The 17,640-nt window shown below is 36.5% G+C and carries 15 protein-coding genes; 4 read left to right on the plus strand and 11 right to left on the minus strand.

The genetic code is table 11. The features are described 5' to 3' along the window. The first annotated feature begins 308 nt into the window (after positions 1-308). On the plus strand, positions 309-2,573 hold the full coding sequence (ccoN, locus tag AC27VX_RS06700) for a cytochrome-c oxidase, cbb3-type subunit I (protein WP_488694567.1): 2,265 nt from the start codon (positions 309-311) through the stop codon (positions 2,571-2,573). Between the two features lie 263 nt (positions 2,574-2,836). On the opposite strand, the gene AC27VX_RS06705 is transcribed toward ccoN, so the two are convergent. Then, positions 2,837-3,409, minus strand: coding sequence for a YciE/YciF ferroxidase family protein (locus AC27VX_RS06705; RefSeq protein ID WP_236859067.1), 573 nt, complete (start codon positions 3,407-3,409; stop codon positions 2,837-2,839). A 204-nt stretch (positions 3,410-3,613) separates the two neighbouring features. On the opposite strand from AC27VX_RS06705, the gene AC27VX_RS06710 reads away from it, so the two are divergent. Continuing rightward, positions 3,614-4,033, plus strand: coding sequence for a low affinity iron permease family protein (locus AC27VX_RS06710; protein WP_488694569.1), 420 nt, complete (start codon positions 3,614-3,616; stop codon positions 4,031-4,033). A 476-nt stretch (positions 4,034-4,509) separates the two neighbouring features. Here AC27VX_RS06710 and AC27VX_RS06715 read toward each other — a convergent pair whose 3' ends face one another. The 3 genes from AC27VX_RS06715 to uvrA form a co-directional block, all read right to left on the minus strand. Continuing rightward, positions 4,510-5,283: an alpha/beta hydrolase gene (locus tag AC27VX_RS06715; protein WP_236859069.1), complete on the minus strand. Its 774-nt coding sequence runs from the start codon at positions 5,281-5,283 to the stop codon at positions 4,510-4,512. A 134-nt stretch (positions 5,284-5,417) separates the two neighbouring features. Further along, on the minus strand, positions 5,418-6,185 hold the full coding sequence (locus tag AC27VX_RS06720) for a methyltransferase domain-containing protein (RefSeq protein WP_488694571.1): 768 nt from the start codon (positions 6,183-6,185) through the stop codon (positions 5,418-5,420). Between the two features lie 93 nt (positions 6,186-6,278). After that, positions 6,279-9,068 (minus strand): excinuclease ABC subunit UvrA, encoded by a 2,790-nt coding sequence (uvrA, locus tag AC27VX_RS06725; protein WP_488694880.1) that lies wholly within the window; start codon positions 9,066-9,068, stop codon positions 6,279-6,281. A gap of 646 nt (positions 9,069-9,714) precedes the next feature. On the opposite strand from uvrA, the gene AC27VX_RS06730 reads away from it, so the two are divergent. After that, entirely contained in the window at positions 9,715-11,526 is a 1,812-nt protein-coding gene (locus AC27VX_RS06730) for a TonB-dependent receptor plug domain-containing protein (protein ID WP_488694573.1), read from the plus strand. A 72-nt stretch (positions 11,527-11,598) separates the two neighbouring features. Beyond that, complete coding sequence (locus AC27VX_RS06735; RefSeq protein WP_488694575.1) at positions 11,599-12,315, plus strand: DUF2490 domain-containing protein; 717 nt, start codon at positions 11,599-11,601, stop codon at positions 12,313-12,315. On the opposite strand, the gene AC27VX_RS06740 is transcribed toward AC27VX_RS06735, so the two are convergent. From AC27VX_RS06740 to AC27VX_RS06770, 7 genes are all read right to left on the minus strand, one after another. Then, entirely contained in the window at positions 12,312-12,758 is a 447-nt protein-coding gene (locus AC27VX_RS06740; protein WP_236859497.1) for a phosphohydrolase, read from the minus strand. The two genes, AC27VX_RS06735 and AC27VX_RS06740, sit on opposite strands and share 4 nt — an antisense overlap. A gap of 80 nt (positions 12,759-12,838) precedes the next feature. Further along, entirely contained in the window at positions 12,839-13,174 is a 336-nt protein-coding gene (locus tag AC27VX_RS06745) for a YegP family protein (protein ID WP_236859073.1), read from the minus strand. 28 nt (positions 13,175-13,202) lie between these two features. Continuing rightward, positions 13,203-13,514: a hypothetical protein gene (locus tag AC27VX_RS06750; RefSeq protein WP_236859074.1), complete on the minus strand. Its 312-nt coding sequence runs from the start codon at positions 13,512-13,514 to the stop codon at positions 13,203-13,205. Between the two features lie 37 nt (positions 13,515-13,551). Continuing rightward, positions 13,552-14,115: a hypothetical protein gene (locus AC27VX_RS06755; RefSeq protein WP_488694578.1), complete on the minus strand. Its 564-nt coding sequence runs from the start codon at positions 14,113-14,115 to the stop codon at positions 13,552-13,554. A 78-nt stretch (positions 14,116-14,193) separates the two neighbouring features. Beyond that, positions 14,194-15,969 carry an acyl-CoA dehydrogenase FadE gene (locus tag AC27VX_RS06760; RefSeq protein ID WP_236859076.1) on the minus strand — a complete coding sequence of 592 codons (1,776 nt, stop codon included), beginning with the start codon at positions 15,967-15,969 and terminating at the stop codon, positions 14,194-14,196. A gap of 117 nt (positions 15,970-16,086) precedes the next feature. Further along, the gene (locus AC27VX_RS06765) at positions 16,087-17,265 is read right to left on the minus strand and encodes a thiolase family protein (RefSeq protein ID WP_488694580.1); all 1,179 of its coding nucleotides are present in this window, start codon (positions 17,263-17,265) and stop codon (positions 16,087-16,089) included. 76 nt (positions 17,266-17,341) lie between these two features. Beyond that, positions 17,342-17,593, minus strand: a complete 252-nt coding sequence (locus tag AC27VX_RS06770) for a four helix bundle protein (protein WP_488694582.1) — start codon at positions 17,591-17,593, stop codon at positions 17,342-17,344. Positions 17,594-17,640: the final 47 nt, after the last annotated feature.

Genomic DNA, 17,640 nt, shown 5'->3' on the forward strand with positions numbered 1-17,640 from the left:
TGATAATATTCTTTCTATATGAAGATGCACAGAATAGTTGAGTGCATGCAGCGGAAACTGGATTTACAATTTTTCAGTTTTTAGAATCCTGGAGAATCAATTCGCGTATACATCTTATTTAAAGACAATATTTTCTATGAATAGTACCGTAGATGGTCTTTGTTCTCTCTCTAAATTTGAAAATTATTTGAAGACGGCAAACGTATGGGATAAATCATTATTCAATGGAGAATAGCCAATTCATACTGCCCTATAATGAAAACTATAAAAAACAGAGCGAAGATCAATAAGAAAAAATAAATAATAAAATGGAGTTAGAGAAATTCAGTTATGATAATGAGATTGTCAGGGCGTTTCTATACGCTACAATAATATTCGGATTAATAGGCTTTACATTCGGAATAACGGCAGCATTGATGTTGTTTTATCCTGAACTTCCTGAATTTTTATTCGGTACCGATGATGCAACCATTCAAAGTTTAAGAAATGGAGGTATCCAGTCCCTGATTAATACCCATGGTGCTTTTGGATTTGGAAGAATCAGGATGCTGCATACCAGTACAGTCATTTTTGCTTTTGTATGCAACAGTGTTTATACCGGTGTTTATTATTCATTACCAAGGTTGTTAAAAACACCGATGGCAAGCCCAATCTTATCCTGGATTAATTTCTGGACATGGCAGATCATGATCATAGCTACATTTATCAGTTTCTTTATGGGGATTAATACATCCAAAGAATATGCAGAACATGAATGGCCAATTGATATTTTAATAACTTTTTCCTGGGTAGTTTTTGGAATTAATATGTTCATGACTATTGCGAGAAGGAGAGTAAGACACCTTTATGTAGCAATATGGTTTTATATAGGCACATGGATCGGACTGGCGATGCTGCATATTTTGAACAATCTGGAAATACCATTGTCTTTTACAGGCTGGAAGTCATATTCCATGTATGCAGGAGTTAAAGATGCACTTGTACAATGGTGGTATGGTCATAATGCAGTTGCATTTATCCTGACAACCCCGATTCTTGGACTGATGTATTATTTTCTTCCAAAAGCAGCTGAGAGACCTGTTTTTTCATATAAACTTTCCATCATTCACTTCTGGTCACTGATATTTGTCTATATCTGGGCAGGGCCCCACCATCTTCAATATACAGCCCTTCCTGCATGGGCACAGGCCGTAGGTACAGGATTCTCAATTATGCTTATTGCTCCTTCCTGGGGAGGAATGCTAAATGGACTTCTAACACTGAGAGGTGCATGGGATAAAGTAAGAGACAACCCAATACTGAAATTTTTTGTTGTTGCTGTAACTTGTTATGGAATGGTAACTTTTGAAGGACCGCTTCTAGCAACAAAAAACATCAATAAGATCGGACATTATACAGATTGGGTTATTGGCCATGTTCACCTGGGAGCTTTAGGATGGAATGGGTTCATTGCCTTCGGAATGGTCTATTATCTTGTACCCATCATGTGGAGAACAAAAATATGGTCTGTTAAAATGGCCAACTGGCATTTTTGGCTTGGTACACTCGGGATCGTTTTTTATGCAGTACCCATGTATATCTCAGGGTTTACCCAGGGTTTAATGTGGAAGCAGTTCAATCCGGACGGAACATTAATGTGGAAGAACTGGCTGGATACGGTCACTGCAATCATTCCTTATTACAAAATGAGATTTATGGGCGGAGCGTTCTATATTTTGGGTGCTATAATGATGGCCGTTAATGTAATAGCAACCATCAGACAAGGTTCATTCCAAAAAGAAGTTTCAGCAGAGGCTCCTGCACTGGCTGTTATCAGCAATAAAAGAAGGAAAGGAGAAGGCACTCACCTTTGGATTGAAAGAACACCTTATGTACTGAGTATACTATCATTCCTTGTATTATCTATAGGAAGCGGGGTGGAGATCATTCCAACTTTATCATTGAAGCAAAGCGTACCTACTATTTCAGCAGTAAAACCGTATTCTCCTCTGGAACTGGAGGGAAGAGATCTCTATATCAGGGAAGGCTGTAATGCATGTCATTCCCAGATGATAAGACCATTCAGAGATGAAATCGTGAGATTCAATGGTAAAAACGGGGAATATTCTAAAGCAGGAGAATTTGTTTATGACAGACCTTTTCTGTGGGGCTCGAAGAGAACAGGGCCGGATCTTCACAGAGAAGGAGGGAAGAATCCAAGTTCATGGCATTATAAACATATGTACAATCCGAGATCTACTTCTGCCGGTTCTATTATGCCCAGATATCCGTGGCTGATAAGCAATGACCTTGACAGATCAAAAATGGTGGATAAAATTGTATTGATGAAAAAAGAATATGATGTTCCTTATAGTAAAGCTCAGATAGATTCAGCCAACTCATGGGCAGATAATCAGGCAAAAAAAATTGTTAAGGAAATTTTCTCAGAGGCCAATGACCTGAAAGAAGCTTATGCAAAAAGACCTGCGGGTGAACTGGAGAAGAAAGAAATCATTGCTCTGATCTCTTATTTACAAAGGCTTGGCACTGATATCAGAACTACTGAAATAAAAACAGCAAGCAACAACCAATAACTAAATAAATTCCATATGATACCTCAGAATTTTAAGGACTTTTTAGCCAATACAGAAAATACAGGTTTATACCAGATGATCGCTCTTATATTCTTTTTTATTTTTTTTACCTCACTTATCCTGCTGGTGTTTAGCAAGCCAAAAAAATATTTTAAAGCGGTTTCAGAATTACCTCTTGACGGTAATGACTGATTGGATTTAAAACTTTTGTTAAATATAAAAAGAGATACATCTATATCTCTTTTTATATTTTTAGCATCTGTTTACAGAGCTTTACTATTCAGTCTTACATCTGCTACTTTTGTTAAAAGAGCATCACATTTCTTTTCTTCATTCAGGGTGGCGAGGAAGTTTTTAAGGCAGAAATCTTCTTTTAAAACTTTGGCATAAGCTGCCAGTGTTCCGTATGTGGCAATTTCATAATGCTCTACTTTTTGTGCTGCTGCTATGATACCTGCATCTCTTACAGAGCCTGGTTTTGTTTCTTCCATAATGCTTTTACCCTCATCCAGCAGCCCCTGCATGGCATCACATTTCTTGGCTTGCGGTCTTTTTTTCAGGGATTTAAAACATTCCTGAAGCCTTTTTACATGAACTTCTGTTTCCATTAAGTGGCTTTCAATGGCAGCTTTAAGTTTTTTATCGGTAGCATTTTTATGCATTTTAGGCAATGCTTTCACAAGTGCTTTTTCAGCCCAGTAAATATCTTTCAGTGAATCTTCAAATAAGTCTTTCAGCTCTTTGGCCGCATTCTTTTTAGCTGGTGTTTTAGCTGATTTCTTTGCAGGGGTTGATTTCCCAGTGCTTGTTTTTTTTCCGGTTGTTCTTGTTGCCATAATAATAAATTTAGTGGTGAATGTTAACAGGTGCAATTTTAAGGCCATCTGCTTTAATGGATGATGTTATAGATTATATCTTTATGATCTGGCTCATAAAAATACAACAGGATTTTACATACATTAGTGAAATATTACCAGACAACATTGCATTTCTTTTACAGTTTCAGGTTTGAAATATTGTTTTGTAGAATCCCCCTAATTATGAAAAATAATTTTTTTGACCGGTTTTCGGACCGTGCAGTATGTTTTACAGGAAGCGCTGGAGCATTTGCTGGAGCAAGTTTAATGGTGCTTATCTGGGCTGCTACCGGGCCCGTATTTAAATTTTCAGAAGTCTGGCAGATGGTAATCAATACCGGAACGACTATTATTACCTTTCTTATGGTATTCCTTATTCAGAAAGCACAAAATAAAGACTCAAAAGCAATCCAGATCAAACTTAACGAACTTATTGCCAGCCATAAGGCCGCAAGTAATCAGATGGTTGCTATCGAAGATCTGACAGAAGATGAACTTGATCAGCTTCATCAATTTTACGAAAAACTGGGAAAATATCCCGGAAATAAAAATAAATCAGCTGGAAAAAATAATGCTCCGCAAATGCAGGATCGTTATAAATAGCGGCATATATTAAAATTTATATTTCCGTATTGACCTACAATAGATGTCTAGGGCAATAATATATCTTCAAAAAAATGAATTATTTCTGAGTAGTAACCGCACCAGTATTACACAGGATCAACTGTTCAATGTCGTACAGAAGCGGGCTATACCCTGTTTCTATTGAATGGTATCATAAAAGAACCCGCCCTTTAGGGGCGGATTCAGTAGATAAAACATCTCATTTTTTTAATTAGACAACAATAAAAAGCACAGCCGACAATGCTGTGCTTAAATTTTTATTTCAAATTTAATTGCAATTTCAATAGTAGTAAGAAAAGCAAATAAAGTTTCCACTTCGATTATTATTACATAGTAAATGTAGGAATATTTTTAATATGAAACATGAATTTAATGTTAAAATTCACAAGTTATCCACATTTTTTTGTGGATAAGTCTGCCGAAGCTAAGACAATTCCCTGCAGACATTGAAGAAATTATTGTTCATCCAGATATTTTAATATGAAATCATTAAGCATCTTTTTTTCGTCATCACTGCCTTTATTATCCATATGGCCATGGTTAATTGAGGTCGGCTGTACTGTTATATGATATCTTTTTTGCTCTTCAGCATTAGGCAGTACGCCTTCATCAGCAGGATAATCATTGGAACGGAGGGTATACATTTTGGGAATTGAAGTTCTGGGAAGAAACATTCTCCGGTTGTCCATCGTAATGATTTTATAAACGAGGTTGGGATGCTGATTACCGAATAGAGCTGCCATGTCACCACCATTGGAATGTCCTATAAGGGTGAGGTGCTGATAATCGAGATGAGGTTTCAATTTTTTAAGCTCATTCAAAACAAACAGGATATTATCTGAACCATTTTGCCAGAAGGGACGTCTTACGATTTGCAGATTACCTTCTACCGGAAGAAGATGATCCGTGGGAAGCTCGTGTTGAATACTTACCGTAAAGTATCCTTTTGAAGCCAGTTTTTCAGTTAAATAAGAATATGCAAAATAATCCCCGCCCTTATTAAATCCATATCCGTGACTGAAAATAACAATTTTCTGATTCGGAACTGCTGTATTGGTTTTTGGGACGTAAAAAGCTACAGGAACTTTTCTATTCCTGCTTTCGTCCAATAAGGTTAAAGTATCCCGCTTTACTTCATAATCATTATAAGAAGTTGTGTTTTTCTTTACCGAACAATTCGTAAAAAACAAAAGGAGAGGAAACCATGAAAATATTTTTTTATATTTCATTGGAGGAATTCTGTTATATTAATTTTTTCCGAAGATAAAAAAACTATGTTGTAATAGTAAAGGAGCTGGGAAAGTTTAACAAAAAAGCTATCATAATATCATGATAGCTTTTTTTAATTTTTAAAACGGTCCTTTTATTTTTTACGTCCGTAGATCAGAATACGTTTAAATGCATAAATGGCCGGATATTTTGTAAACCTTTTGGCAATACGTGCTTTGAATTCCGTAATGAAAGTTTCTTTTTGCTCATGCTCCAGCCGCTCATGATAAGGTAATAATGCAGTTCCTGAAATAAATTCATACAGAGCTTCACCATCTTCTGCAATGATAGGATAAACTTTCTGGGAGATTTCTATATCCTCAATTCCGTTGTCAAACAGAATCTGTGCATATTCATCCATTGAAAGGACGGGAGAGTCTCGCTTAAAATGTTTTAAATAGGATATATAAGGTTCTTCATCTACCATTTCCATGAGAATCTGATTCAGTATATTTTCATTCTGAACAGGCATCTGAATGGCTAGCTGGCCTGCAGGGGATAAGAGTTCTATTACTTTAGGAAATAAAGTTTCGTGATCATCTGCCCATTGTAAAGCAGCGTTGCTAAAAACTAAATCCCATTTTTCTTCTGATTTCACAGTTTCTTCAATGGACTGAAGCTTAAAGCGTAGATTTTCATTTTCATACTTTTTAGATTTTTCAAGCATCTGTGCAGACGAATCTATTCCTAAAAATGAAGATCCCGGCAGTTTTTCTGTTAAGATAGACGCCTGCTCTCCTGTTCCACACCCTAAATCAATAGCTTTTATATTGCTTTCAGGTTTGATAAGCGCTGCCAAATCATAAAATGGTTTGTAGCGTACATCTTTGTACTGGTCATATAATTCCGGATTCCAAGGCATAAAATAATTTTAAAATAAATGTTCAAAAAGTCTGCCATCCATTATTCAGCCCATTAAAAAGCGACTGTTTCAAAAACAGTCGCTTTCAATTTATTACTCAAGCTTTTCTTTAATATATTTAGCGGTATAAGACTTTTTATTTTTTACCAGATCTTCAGGAGTTCCGGTAAAGACTACTTCTCCACCATGTTTTCCTGCTTCCGGGCCTATATCTATGATGTAATCAGCACATTTGATGATATCCGGCTGGTGCTCAATCACAATCACGGAATGTCCGAGATCAATTAATGCCTGCAGTGACTTCAGTAATTTCTGAATATCATGGAAGTGAAGACCTGTGGAAGGCTCATCAAAGATAAAAAGGGTCTTATCTGTAGTTACTCCTTTTACAAGGAATGAAGCGAGCTTTACACGCTGCGCTTCACCACCGGAAAGGGTAGAAGAGCTTTGTCCAAGCTGTAGGTAACCTAAACCAACTTCCTGTAGCGGTCTCAGCTTCGTTACAATCTTTTCTTCATTATTATCCTTAAAGAATTCCAATGCTTCATCTACGGTCATATGAAGAATATCGGAGATATTTTTTTCATCAAATCTCACTTCAAGGATCTCATTTTTGAATCGCGTTCCTTTACATACTTCACATTCAAGCTCAATATCTGCCATGAACTGCATGGAAACATTGATTACTCCTTCACCTTTACATTCATCACATCTTCCGCCATCTACGTTGAAAGAGAAATGTTTTGGCTTATAACCCATCATTTTAGCCACTTTCTGCTTGGCAAAAAGATCACGGATGTCATCATAAGCTTTTAGATAAGTAACCGGATTGGAACGTGATGATTTTCCGATAGGATTCTGGTCGATCAGCTCAATATTTTTAATCAGTTTTTTTGGAAACTCTACTGAATCGTAATCCCCTTTTTTACCTCCCATTCCCAGCTGAATCTGAATATCATTGGTAAGAATCTCTTTCATCAGGGTGGATTTTCCACTTCCTGAAACTCCGGAGATGACTACCAGGCTTTCAATAGGAACGTCTACATCTATATTTTTAAGATTATTCTGACGGGCTCCTTTGATGTGAATCCATTCTTTCGCTTTTCTGCGTTTTTCAGGAACTTTTATTTCCAGCCTTCCGGTAAGGTATTCTGAAGTAAGGGTATTGGCTTTCTTTAAATCTTTATAATCTCCTGCAAATACCAATTCTCCGCCAAGGTAACCTGCCTCCGGCCCGATGTCAATGATATAATCAGCGGCACGCATTACATCTTCATCATGTTCTACAACAATTACGGTATTACCCAGATCACGGAGGTTTTTCAGTACCTCGATAAGGTTCTCAGTATCTTTGGAGTGAAGACCGATGGAAGGTTCATCCAGAATATAAATAGAGCCTACCAGCGAGCTTCCCAAACTTGTTGCCAGGTTAATTCTCTGGCTTTCTCCACCGGATAAGGTGTTGGAGGTTCTGTTTAATGTTAAATATCCTAATCCTACTTTCAATAAGAATTCCAGACGGGTTGTTATTTCGTATAATAATCTTTTGGCTACTTCTTTATCGTGTGCAGACAGTTTTAAACCATTGATTAATGGTTCCAGCTCATCCAGTGGAAGCTCAATCATGGATTGGATATTGTGGCCGTCTATTTTTACCCAGCTTGTTTCTTCACGAAGTCTCAATCCTTCGCAGGTAGGACAAAGGGTTTTTCCCCGGTAACGGGAGAGCATAACCCGGTATTGAATTTTATACAGATTTTCTTCAAGCATTTTGAAGAAATTATTAATGCACGGGAAAGTGCTTTTTCCGTCACCTTTCCAAAGGAAATTTTTCTGTTCTTTGGTAAGCTGGTGGTAAGGTTTATGAATAGGGAAATCTCCGGCTTTTTTAATAAAGTCTTTCTTCCATTCACTCATTGTTTCTCCTTTCCAGCAGGCGATGGCATCTTCATAGACTGATAGTGTCTTATTCGGCACCACAAGGTCTTCATCAATTCCTATTACTTTTCCGTACCCTTCACAGGCAGGGCATGCGCCATACGGATTATTAAAACTGAAAAAATGAACATTCGGTTCAAGGAATTCCATTCCGTCCAGTTCAAATTTATTGGAAAACTCCTTTATTTTTCCGGTATCTGTATTTTTTAATGAACAGTGACCACGCCCTTCATAAAATGCCATCTGAATAGAATCTGCAAGCCTCTGTAAGAAACTTTCATCCTCTTCATAAGCAAAACGGTCGATCACAAGATTAATCAGCATCCCTTTTTCAGGAACAAAACCAAAACTTTCCAGATCTTCAATTCCTGCCAGATTTCCGTTGATTTCAAGTCTTGTGAAACCTGCCAGCTTTAAAATATTCAGCGTTTCTTTAAAATTGTCAGCATCATACTCCAAAGGAGCGGTAAGCAGAAAAGAAGTGTCTTTTTTTGAAGCTTTAATGAAATCCACTACATCAGAAACCGAATCTTTTTTCACCTCTTCACCGGAAACCGGAGAAAATGTTTTCCCGATCCTGGCAAATAAAAGCTTCATATAATCATAGATCTCTGTAGAAGTTCCTACGGTAGATCTTGGGTTGGAAGAAATAACTTTCTGCTGGATGGCAATAGAAGGAGCAAGCCCTTTAATATCATCCACTTTTGGTTTTTCAAGTTTACCCAGGAACTGACGGGCATAAGAGCTCAAACTTTCAACATACCTTCTCTGTCCTTCGGCATAGATGGTATCAAAGGCAAGTGATGATTTACCGCTTCCTGAAACCCCTGTAATAACGATCAGTTTATTTTTAGGAATCAGGACGTCTATATGTTTCAGATTGTTAAGATGTGCATTCTTAACGAAAATCTGTTTTTTTATATCTATTTCTGTCGTGTTAGCCATATTTTGTTTATTCATAAAGTTACTGAGCAGTTTATAATCTATCTGTCAGTAATGGTGTTATGCCATAGAATACTCCATGCTTTGGTCGTTAATTGAACTTTTAAATATCTTTCTCGTTTATTTGATATCCCGTAATCTGTTTTTCAGAATACTGCATAAAAAAAACGTTCGAAAAATAATCTTTTCATCGTAAAATTAAGACCCACAAAATTACGAATTTTTGATGAAAATTATACGCTTCTATCAAGACTAAAATGATATAGATATAAACATAATATAGTAGATGATGAAGAAATATAAGCTGGGTAAAAATAAAAAAAAGTTCAACTTTGTAGACTTATTCTGTTTCTTACACTTATTTTTACTGTCGTATAGATGGTTTTGTGATTTATAATGTTAATTTTTATATGGGTATTGTTTTATATTTTAATTTTTTTTAAAATTGCATTCATAAATTTGTAATATAGAAATGGTAAAATTATTCAGAGATCTGGTTACACATTTAATGAGAAAAAGATAATAATTACTCCCTCACACACAAGATGCAGCTTCCTTCCTGCGTCTTTTTTTATGACAAGTATCATTTGCCTGTCTTGGCGAACTCCCTTACTTTTGACGCTTCTATTAAAAAACTACGGAAACGATTATGATCAAAAAGATAGGAAGTGCTTTTTTTCTGGGATCTTTGCTTTGGGTAAATGCACAGGAAAAGGCAACGGATATTGAAAGCATTGAATTTCAGGGAAAATTTATCTCTACACCTTATAAAAGCGCCAACCAGAACATTACGGTTATTACCAAAGAAGAAATTACCAATTCTCCAGCAAAAAGTATTGATGAGATTCTGCAGCAGGTTCCGGGCATGGATATCAGAAGGAGAGGAGCCAATGGAGTTCAGAGTGATATCGGTTTTCGCGGCAGTTCTTTCGAACAGGTATTATTGCTTTTGAATGGGATCAGAATGAATGATTCCCAGACCGGACATAATAATATGAATATTCCGGTAGATCTGGAAGATGTAGAGAAAATAGAGATCATAAAAGGCCCTGCTGCCAGACGTTTCGGGCAGAATGCGTATGCAGGTGTTATCAATATCATTACTAAAACGACTCCTGGAAAAAGGGTTAAAATAAGCGGGGAAGGCGGAGATTATGGCTCTTATGGTCTCGGATTCAATGCTCAGATAGGTAATGAAAAATTTTCAAATTCACTTCAGGCCAACTCAGCGTCTTCTGAAGGCTATATGTACAATACAGACTATGAGATCAGAAATGTCTTCTATCAGGGAAAACTGAATATTAAAAACGGGGATCTGAAACTTCAGGCTGGCTTTTCTGAAAAGAAATTTGGAGCAAACGGATTTTATGCTTCTAAAGACGCTACCAAACAATATGAAGAGACACAGGCATCTATTGTAAGCCTGGCCCACCAGCAGACTTTTGGAAAGCTGAAGCTCAGTTCAAATGTTTACTGGAGAAGGGGACAGGATATGTATCTTTATGACAGATGGAACCCGGGAGTTTACAGAAATATGCACATTGGGAATAATGTAGGAGGTGAAGTGAATTCCAGTTACCAATGGGGTCTGGGAACTACCGGAGTAGGGATTGAACTGAGAAAGGAATTTCTGGCAAGCAGTAATCTGGGAGACAGAAACCGTTTCGTTTCCCAGGTATTCTTTGAACATCATTTCTCCTTGCTGGATAAAAAATTGAATATCAGTCCGGGAATTTCATGGGCTAATTATTCTAAAGAAGGAAACTTCTTCTATCCGGGGCTTGATGTGGGATATAACTTTAATCCAAACAATAAAATCTACGGAAACATTGCAAAAGTACACCGCATTCCGACTTTTACCGATCTGTACTATGTAAGTAAAACGGAACAGGGAAATCCTGATCTGCTTTCTGAAAATGCGATTTCATCAGAAGTGGGATACCAATACCAAAACAGTAGAATTTTAGCCAAAATAAGTGGATTTATGAGGAATTCAAGCAATTCTATTGATTGGGTAAAAAAAGATTTGAAAGATCCGGTTTGGTACGCTCAAAATGTAGGAGACATCAAAACCAAAGGAATTGAATTTGAATGGAGTCACAAGGCTGCAGACTGGTTGAAATATACGGTAGGATATACATACATTGATAGTAAATTTACGGAATCAAACGGATTGGTTTCCAGATATATCCTTGATAATCTGAAGCATCAGTTTATTTCAAAGCTAGAGACGAAATTCCTGAAAAACTTCACCAATGAATTGGTTTACCGATATAACGAAAGAGTGAATCTGGGAACGTATAACCTTCTTGATGAGAAATTGAGTTTTGCCGGAAAAGATTATTCAGTGTATGTTTTGATTAATAATATTACTAATACAAAATACACGGAAGCATTTGGCGTGGGAATGCCTCAAAGATGGTTCCATATTGGTTTTTCTTACACAATTAATATTAAGTAGATGTTAATTATGTGTGAATGAAAGTTAATATTAACAAATTGTTAAAAAATATACATTTGCAAAAATTTTTTTATGAAACGTCTTATAGGCTTAGGTTTACTGCTTGGTTTTTCTTTTTTTAAAGCACAGGAACATATTTCCAGCTTCAATGCAGTGACCCTGACCTACAAGTTTCATCCGAAATTTTTCCTCTATGGAGAAGGACAGCTGCGTGGTAACGAAGATTATACCTATCCCGATTATTATGAAATAAAAGGAGGGTTAGGGTATAATCTGACCCCCAATCATAAACCTTTTGTAGGGCTTGGGAGATATGTCAATTATAAAGACCACAGTTTAAGCAGAGAAGAATTCAGGGTATGGCTTCAGGATGTTATAGACGTGAAAAAGGGAATTGTAAAATTTGAAAACCGTTTTCGTGTTGAAAAAAGCTGGTTTTACGAACCTAAGACTGATCTCAGTTCCCAAAGGATGCGCTACCGATACCGTCTGAATGTAAGTGTCCCCCTGAATGCCAAAACAATCAAGAAAGGGACTGTTTTTGCAAATGCCTATGACGAAATTTTCCTGGTTACTCCGATGAAGCCTACTTTTGCCAGAAACAGAGTATATGGCGGTTTCGGCTATCAAATCGATGAGTATTTCGGAATTGTAAGCGGATATCTCTGGCAGCGTGAATTTGAAGCCAAAGGAAATAAAAACTTACATTTTATCTATCTTGCTCTGAATATTAATATTGACGGAACGAACCACCAAACGAAAACTTATGATTTCCCGGGTGCGGATTAATATTTTTCTATCAGGTAACGGTAAGATTTCAGATACTTATTAAATCTTTTGATGTCTTTGGGAGTAAGCTCCCTGTTTACTCTTCTGAGATCCATATTATCCCGAAGGTCATTCAGTTTTACAGCAACAGCAAGGAGCGATCTTTCTGTTCTTTTGACAAAATCGTCGTAATCTTCTTCCGGATCAAATTTGGTAAGACAGCTGATCGCGAAAATAATGTATTCCGGAAAGCCCTCAGAGCGTAAATAATCCAGGCTGAATTCCACAGGGTGATCTTCTACCACATCATGCAGTACACCCACTATTTTTTCATCCAGTGTTTTACCATAATTCATCACCCGCATTACGTGAGCGATGTAAGGTGCATGGTATTTATCAGTTTGTCCTTTGTGAGCCTTATCGGCAATTTTTATTGCTTTATTGAGTAATTCTTCTTTTGTCATTTCGAATGAAAAGTAAAGTACAAAAATAAAAAATGCCTTAAAAAAATAAGACATTTTTATCAAGATTATTTCAGATGATTTTATAAATGGGTTTCATCTTCCACAGAAGCCGCTGGAGCATTGTTTTTTACGGATTCTATACCGTTTTCCATACCGTTATCAGACTCATACATCTGGCTGGTACCAATAATTTGCCCGTTTCCGGCTTTAAGGTTGAAATAACATCTGCCATCTTTAGCTGTATTTCTTTCAAATTTTGCATCATCAGGTGAATTGGTTTTTACAGATTCTATTCCGTTTTCACAGGATGGTTTGGTGCTGTATCCCTGGCTGGTTAATATAACCTGTCCGTTAGCCGCTTTAAGATTAAACTGGAAATCACCATTTGTTCTTTTTGAAATAATAAATTTTCCCATAATAAATAGTTTTGGATTTGTTTGATAATTATTTGGAAGGCATTGCCTTTTCTATATTCGTATTGTATTTCTCAGGCTTAACAGCGTTTAAGATTTTATACCTTGAATCATCTTTCGGAGACTCTTTTAAGGCTATATAAACCACTGTATCTTTTGGTTGGGAAACCATCATTGTATAAAAATCTTTCTTCTTAGCAGAAGGATTTATACTTACTTTTCCTGGCAGTTCCTGATTTTGAATTTTTGAGGTATCCATTTTAGGAATTGGGAAGGTTTTTTCTTTTTTCTGAGCAAAAAAGACTGCCGGAAACAGCAAAAGGGGAAATAATAATATCTTCAAGTGTTTTTGATTTTAGTAATAATAAAAATAGCAAAAATTATTGAAACTCAGACGTCCATTCTTTTTTAAACGATAATTTATACTTTCTTGTGATGACTTCTCCGGGAAATCTCATCATGAGTTTTACTTTCTCAGTGTTTTCTTTAGTCTTATCAGAAATAATAACGATAGAGAAGTAGGAATGGTTTCCTTTAGTTATGAACTGCTCAAGTTGAACATCTCTGTAAAGCTGTAAACTTTTATCATTCTTCTCTTTTTTCTTATCCATCCAGAATATTTCAGCTTTTAAATAATTAGGATGATTTTTTGTCTGATTTTTAATTTCATCAATTATAAAAGGATATTTTTTAAGAATCATTTCTGCATTCTCACAAAGTTTTCTTTCCCATTCCTGCATCAACTCCGAGCCACAGAAGATGGCCTGACCTTTCTTAAGGACAGGTTTGGGTTTTTGGGGTTTGTTTTCATAGGCATTCAGCATTTTGCCTAAAACCCGATCTTCCAAAATACCGTGACATCTTAGGGTATCATTAGGCCGGGTTTGTGAAAGTGAAATATTGTATATGAGAATTGTGAAAAGAAAAAATAATTTAAATTTCATGTTTAGTTTTATCCATTAAATATATAAAAAACGCCTCATTTTCGAGGCGTTTTAAATCAAATTTATGGTATGTAAATACTAATAAGTTCCTTTCTCAATATAATGAGCTGCTACTTTCTCAGTAAGAGCCACTACATTTGGATGGTTGGTATATTTTGTAAATCTTCTTAATCCTGAAAGCATCATTCTCTGCTCATCTCCTTCAGCGAAAGAAACAATTCCTTCTTTAGCAGCAACGATGATTTTCTCAACAGCCTTATAAAGGTTCAGCTGAGCCATAGCAGCTTGTACAGAATCAGGAGAGAAGTGTTTCTCAGCTCTTAATACTGCAGATTCTGCCATATAGATCTGGTTAAGAATTTCAGAAGCATTCAGTAATAAATGCTGTTGTTTTTCAATATCCATCATGAATTTCTGAAGAGCAGCCCCTGAAACCATTAAGAATACTTTCTTAAGATTAGCAATGATCGATTTTTCCTCACTCATGAATTCTGAATAATCAGGAACTTCAAATGAAGGGATTCCCATCAATTCTTTACTGATTGCCATTGCAGGAGATAAAAGGTCTAACTCACCTTTCATAGCTCTCTTAATAAGCATTCCCACCGCTAATAATCTGTTGATTTCGTTAGTTCCTTCATAGATTCTTGAAATTCTTGAATCTCTCCATGCTGCTTCCATTGGAGTATCTTCAGAGAATCCCATTCCTCCGTACACCTGGATTCCTTCATCTGCAGTGTGTTGTGCAAGATCTGAAACGAATACTTTAAGGATTGAACATTCTACAGCAAATTCTTCTACTCCTTTTAGTTCTGCAGCCTGATGATCCATTCCGCCTGCAACCAATTCGTCAATTTTATCCTGAACATTTTTAGCAGCTCTGTAAGAACCAGCCTCACTTACGAAAACACCGGTTGCCATTTCAGCAATTTTCTTTCTGATGGCCCCAAACGTAGCGATAGAAACACCAAACTGTTTTCTTTCGTTAGAATATTGAATGGAATGGTTTAAAATTCTTCTTTGTGCATCAAGACAAGCTGCAGCCAATTTGATACGGCCAACGTTTAATGCATTTAAAGCGATTTTAAAACCATTATTTCTTTCTCCTAAAAGATTTTCCACAGGAACCTTCATATCATTGAAGAATACCTGACGGGTAGAAGAAGCACGAATACCTAATTTGTGTTCTTCTTCTCCGAAAGTTAAGCTTTCAGGATTTTCAAGTTCTGATCTGTTGATAACGAACCCTGTAATATTTTTATCATCATCTATTTTAGCAAACAATGTGAACGTATCAGCAAATCCTGCATTAGAGATCCACATTTTTTGTCCATTGATGATATAGTGTTTTCCGTCTTCGGAAAGCTTTGCTCTTGTTTTTCCTGAGTTGGCATCAGAACCTGCATCCGGTTCTGTAAGACAATAAGCTCCGAATTTTGTTCCTGTTGCTAAATCCGGAAGGTATTTTTTCTTTTGTTCCTCAGTTCCGTAAAGAACGATAGGCAGAGTACCAATTCCGGTATGTGCTCCATAGGCTGTTGCCAATGAACCTGTAGTTCCGGAAATGTAGTCACAGGCAAGCATTGTGGTAACAAAGCCCATTCCAAGACCTCCGTATTCCTCAGGAACAGAGATTCCCAGCATACCCATATCACCTAGTTTACGCATAGTCTCTTCTGTGAATGCATAATCTTTCTTTTCAAAACGTTCTCTTTGAGGAACTACCTCTCTGTCAATAAATTCTTTTGCAGAATCACGAAGCATCTTTTGCTCTTCGTTCAGTTCTTCAATACTGAAAATTTCATTTGCAGGAATTTGTTTGATCAGGAATTCCCCGCCTTTTAATGTAGCCATATTTTTTTTATTTATTTTTTGTAAAAAGTATAATGTAAAATGTACACTGTACTTTTATTTGGATATTATTTTATAAGCCTTTAATACTTTATATATTGTACAACTGACATTGTGCTTTTATAAAAGTTCAAAAATTGAAGCTGCTCCTTGACCTGTTCCAACGCACATAGAAACCATTCCGTATTTGTTGCCACGTTTTCTCATTTCATCAAGAAGTTGAACGGTAAGCTTTGTTCCTGTACATCCAAGCGGGTGACCTAAAGCAATTGCTCCTCCGTTTACGTTTAAGATATCCGGGTTTAAGCCTAATTCTTTTTTAATAGCAACTGATTGAGAGGCGAAAGCTTCATTAAGTTCGATTAATTCGATATCTTTCAATTCTAATCCTGCTTGCTTCAATGCTTTTGGAATAGCATAGATAGGTCCCATACCCATAATTCTTGGCTCCAGTCCGGCAGCTGCATAAGCAACTAATCTTGCTTCCGGTTCCAATCCTAATTCTTTTACCATTTCTTCGCTCATTACCATTACGAAAGCTGCTCCGTCACTCATCTGAGAAGAGTTTCCGGCAGTTACGCTTCCTCCGTTAGCGAATACAGGTCTTAATTTTGCTAAACCTTGTAATGAAGTATCTGCTCTTGGTCCTTCATCTACCGAGAAATCAAACTTCTTAGTCTGCATTTTCTGGTTTTCGTCCAGGAAATTATATTCTAGAGGGATAGGAACAATCTGCTTGGCAAATCTTCCTTCCTGATTTGCTTTTAAAGCCTTCATATGAGACTCAAAAGCAAACTGATCCTGTTCTTCTCTTGTGATATTGTATTGCTTGGCTACTTCTTCTGCAGTATAGCCCATTCCCCAATAATAATCAGGATTTGTTTTTGCTATATCCGTTTCCGGAACCGGCTTGTACCCACCCATCGGAATGTAAGACATAGATTCTGTACCACCAGCGATGATGCAGTCTGCCATACCAGCCTGAATTTTTGCTGACGCAATAGCAATAGCCTCACTTCCTGAAGCACAGTATCTGTTTACAGTAACTCCCGGAACTTTATCAGTATTTAAACCCATCAAAGAGATCAGACGTGCAACGTTAAGCCCTTGTTCAGCTTCAGGCATTGCATTTCCTACGATAAGGTCATCAATTCTATTTTTATCTAATTGCGGTAGCTCAGCCATTAATTTTTCAATAACGGTAGCCGCCATTACATCAGGACGAGTAAAACGCAGTGATCCTTTTGGTGCTTTTCCTACTGCTGTTCTGAATCCTTTTACTATGTATGCTGTTTTCATTATGTAAATTTTATGTAAAATGTATAATGTAAAATGTCAGTTGTATTGTTTTACGTACAGACTACATTGTACAATTCTATTTTGAATAATTTTGTTTTAACTTGATTATCATGTTTTGAACATGTTTGATTTCGGATATTAGCAAATCAAAATCATCTTTTTTAATGAACTCCAAATCATTGGCAATTATAATTTGGGTTTCAAATTCAAAAGAAGAACCTAATGCAATGTTTAAGAATTGACAAAATTGAGGATTGGTATCTCTTCCTGCTCCTTCAGCAATATTTGATGGAATTGAATAAAGACTTCTTCTTGACTGTGAGGTCAATCCAAATAATTCTTCTTTAGGAAAATTTAGAAATAATATAGTAATGC

Source organism: Chryseobacterium sp. 14P4.3.2, assembly GCF_057799275.1.

What these genes read in the sequence shown, in the direction of transcription:
- ccoN (WP_488694567.1), top strand. Translation starts at nt 309, where the DNA reads ATGGAGTTAGAGAAATTCAGTTATGATAATGAGATTGTCAGGGCGTTT.
- AC27VX_RS06705 (WP_236859067.1), bottom strand. Translation starts at nt 3,409, where the DNA reads ATGGCAACAAGAACAACCGGAAAAAAAACAAGCACTGGGAAATCAACC.
- AC27VX_RS06710 (WP_488694569.1), top strand. Translation starts at nt 3,614, where the DNA reads ATGAAAAATAATTTTTTTGACCGGTTTTCGGACCGTGCAGTATGTTTT.
- AC27VX_RS06715 (WP_236859069.1), bottom strand. Translation starts at nt 5,283, where the DNA reads ATGAAATATAAAAAAATATTTTCATGGTTTCCTCTCCTTTTGTTTTTT.
- AC27VX_RS06720 (WP_488694571.1), bottom strand. Translation starts at nt 6,185, where the DNA reads ATGCCTTGGAATCCGGAATTATATGACCAGTACAAAGATGTACGCTAC.
- uvrA (WP_488694880.1), bottom strand. Translation starts at nt 9,068, where the DNA reads ATGGCTAACACGACAGAAATAGATATAAAAAAACAGATTTTCGTTAAG.
- AC27VX_RS06730 (WP_488694573.1), top strand. Translation starts at nt 9,715, where the DNA reads ATGATCAAAAAGATAGGAAGTGCTTTTTTTCTGGGATCTTTGCTTTGG.
- AC27VX_RS06735 (WP_488694575.1), top strand. Translation starts at nt 11,599, where the DNA reads ATGAAACGTCTTATAGGCTTAGGTTTACTGCTTGGTTTTTCTTTTTTT.
- AC27VX_RS06740 (WP_236859497.1), bottom strand. Translation starts at nt 12,758, where the DNA reads ATGACAAAAGAAGAATTACTCAATAAAGCAATAAAAATTGCCGATAAG.
- AC27VX_RS06745 (WP_236859073.1), bottom strand. Translation starts at nt 13,174, where the DNA reads ATGGGAAAATTTATTATTTCAAAAAGAACAAATGGTGATTTCCAGTTT.
- AC27VX_RS06755 (WP_488694578.1), bottom strand. Translation starts at nt 14,115, where the DNA reads ATGAAATTTAAATTATTTTTTCTTTTCACAATTCTCATATACAATATT.
- AC27VX_RS06760 (WP_236859076.1), bottom strand. Translation starts at nt 15,969, where the DNA reads ATGGCTACATTAAAAGGCGGGGAATTCCTGATCAAACAAATTCCTGCA.
- AC27VX_RS06765 (WP_488694580.1), bottom strand. Translation starts at nt 17,265, where the DNA reads ATGAAAACAGCATACATAGTAAAAGGATTCAGAACAGCAGTAGGAAAA.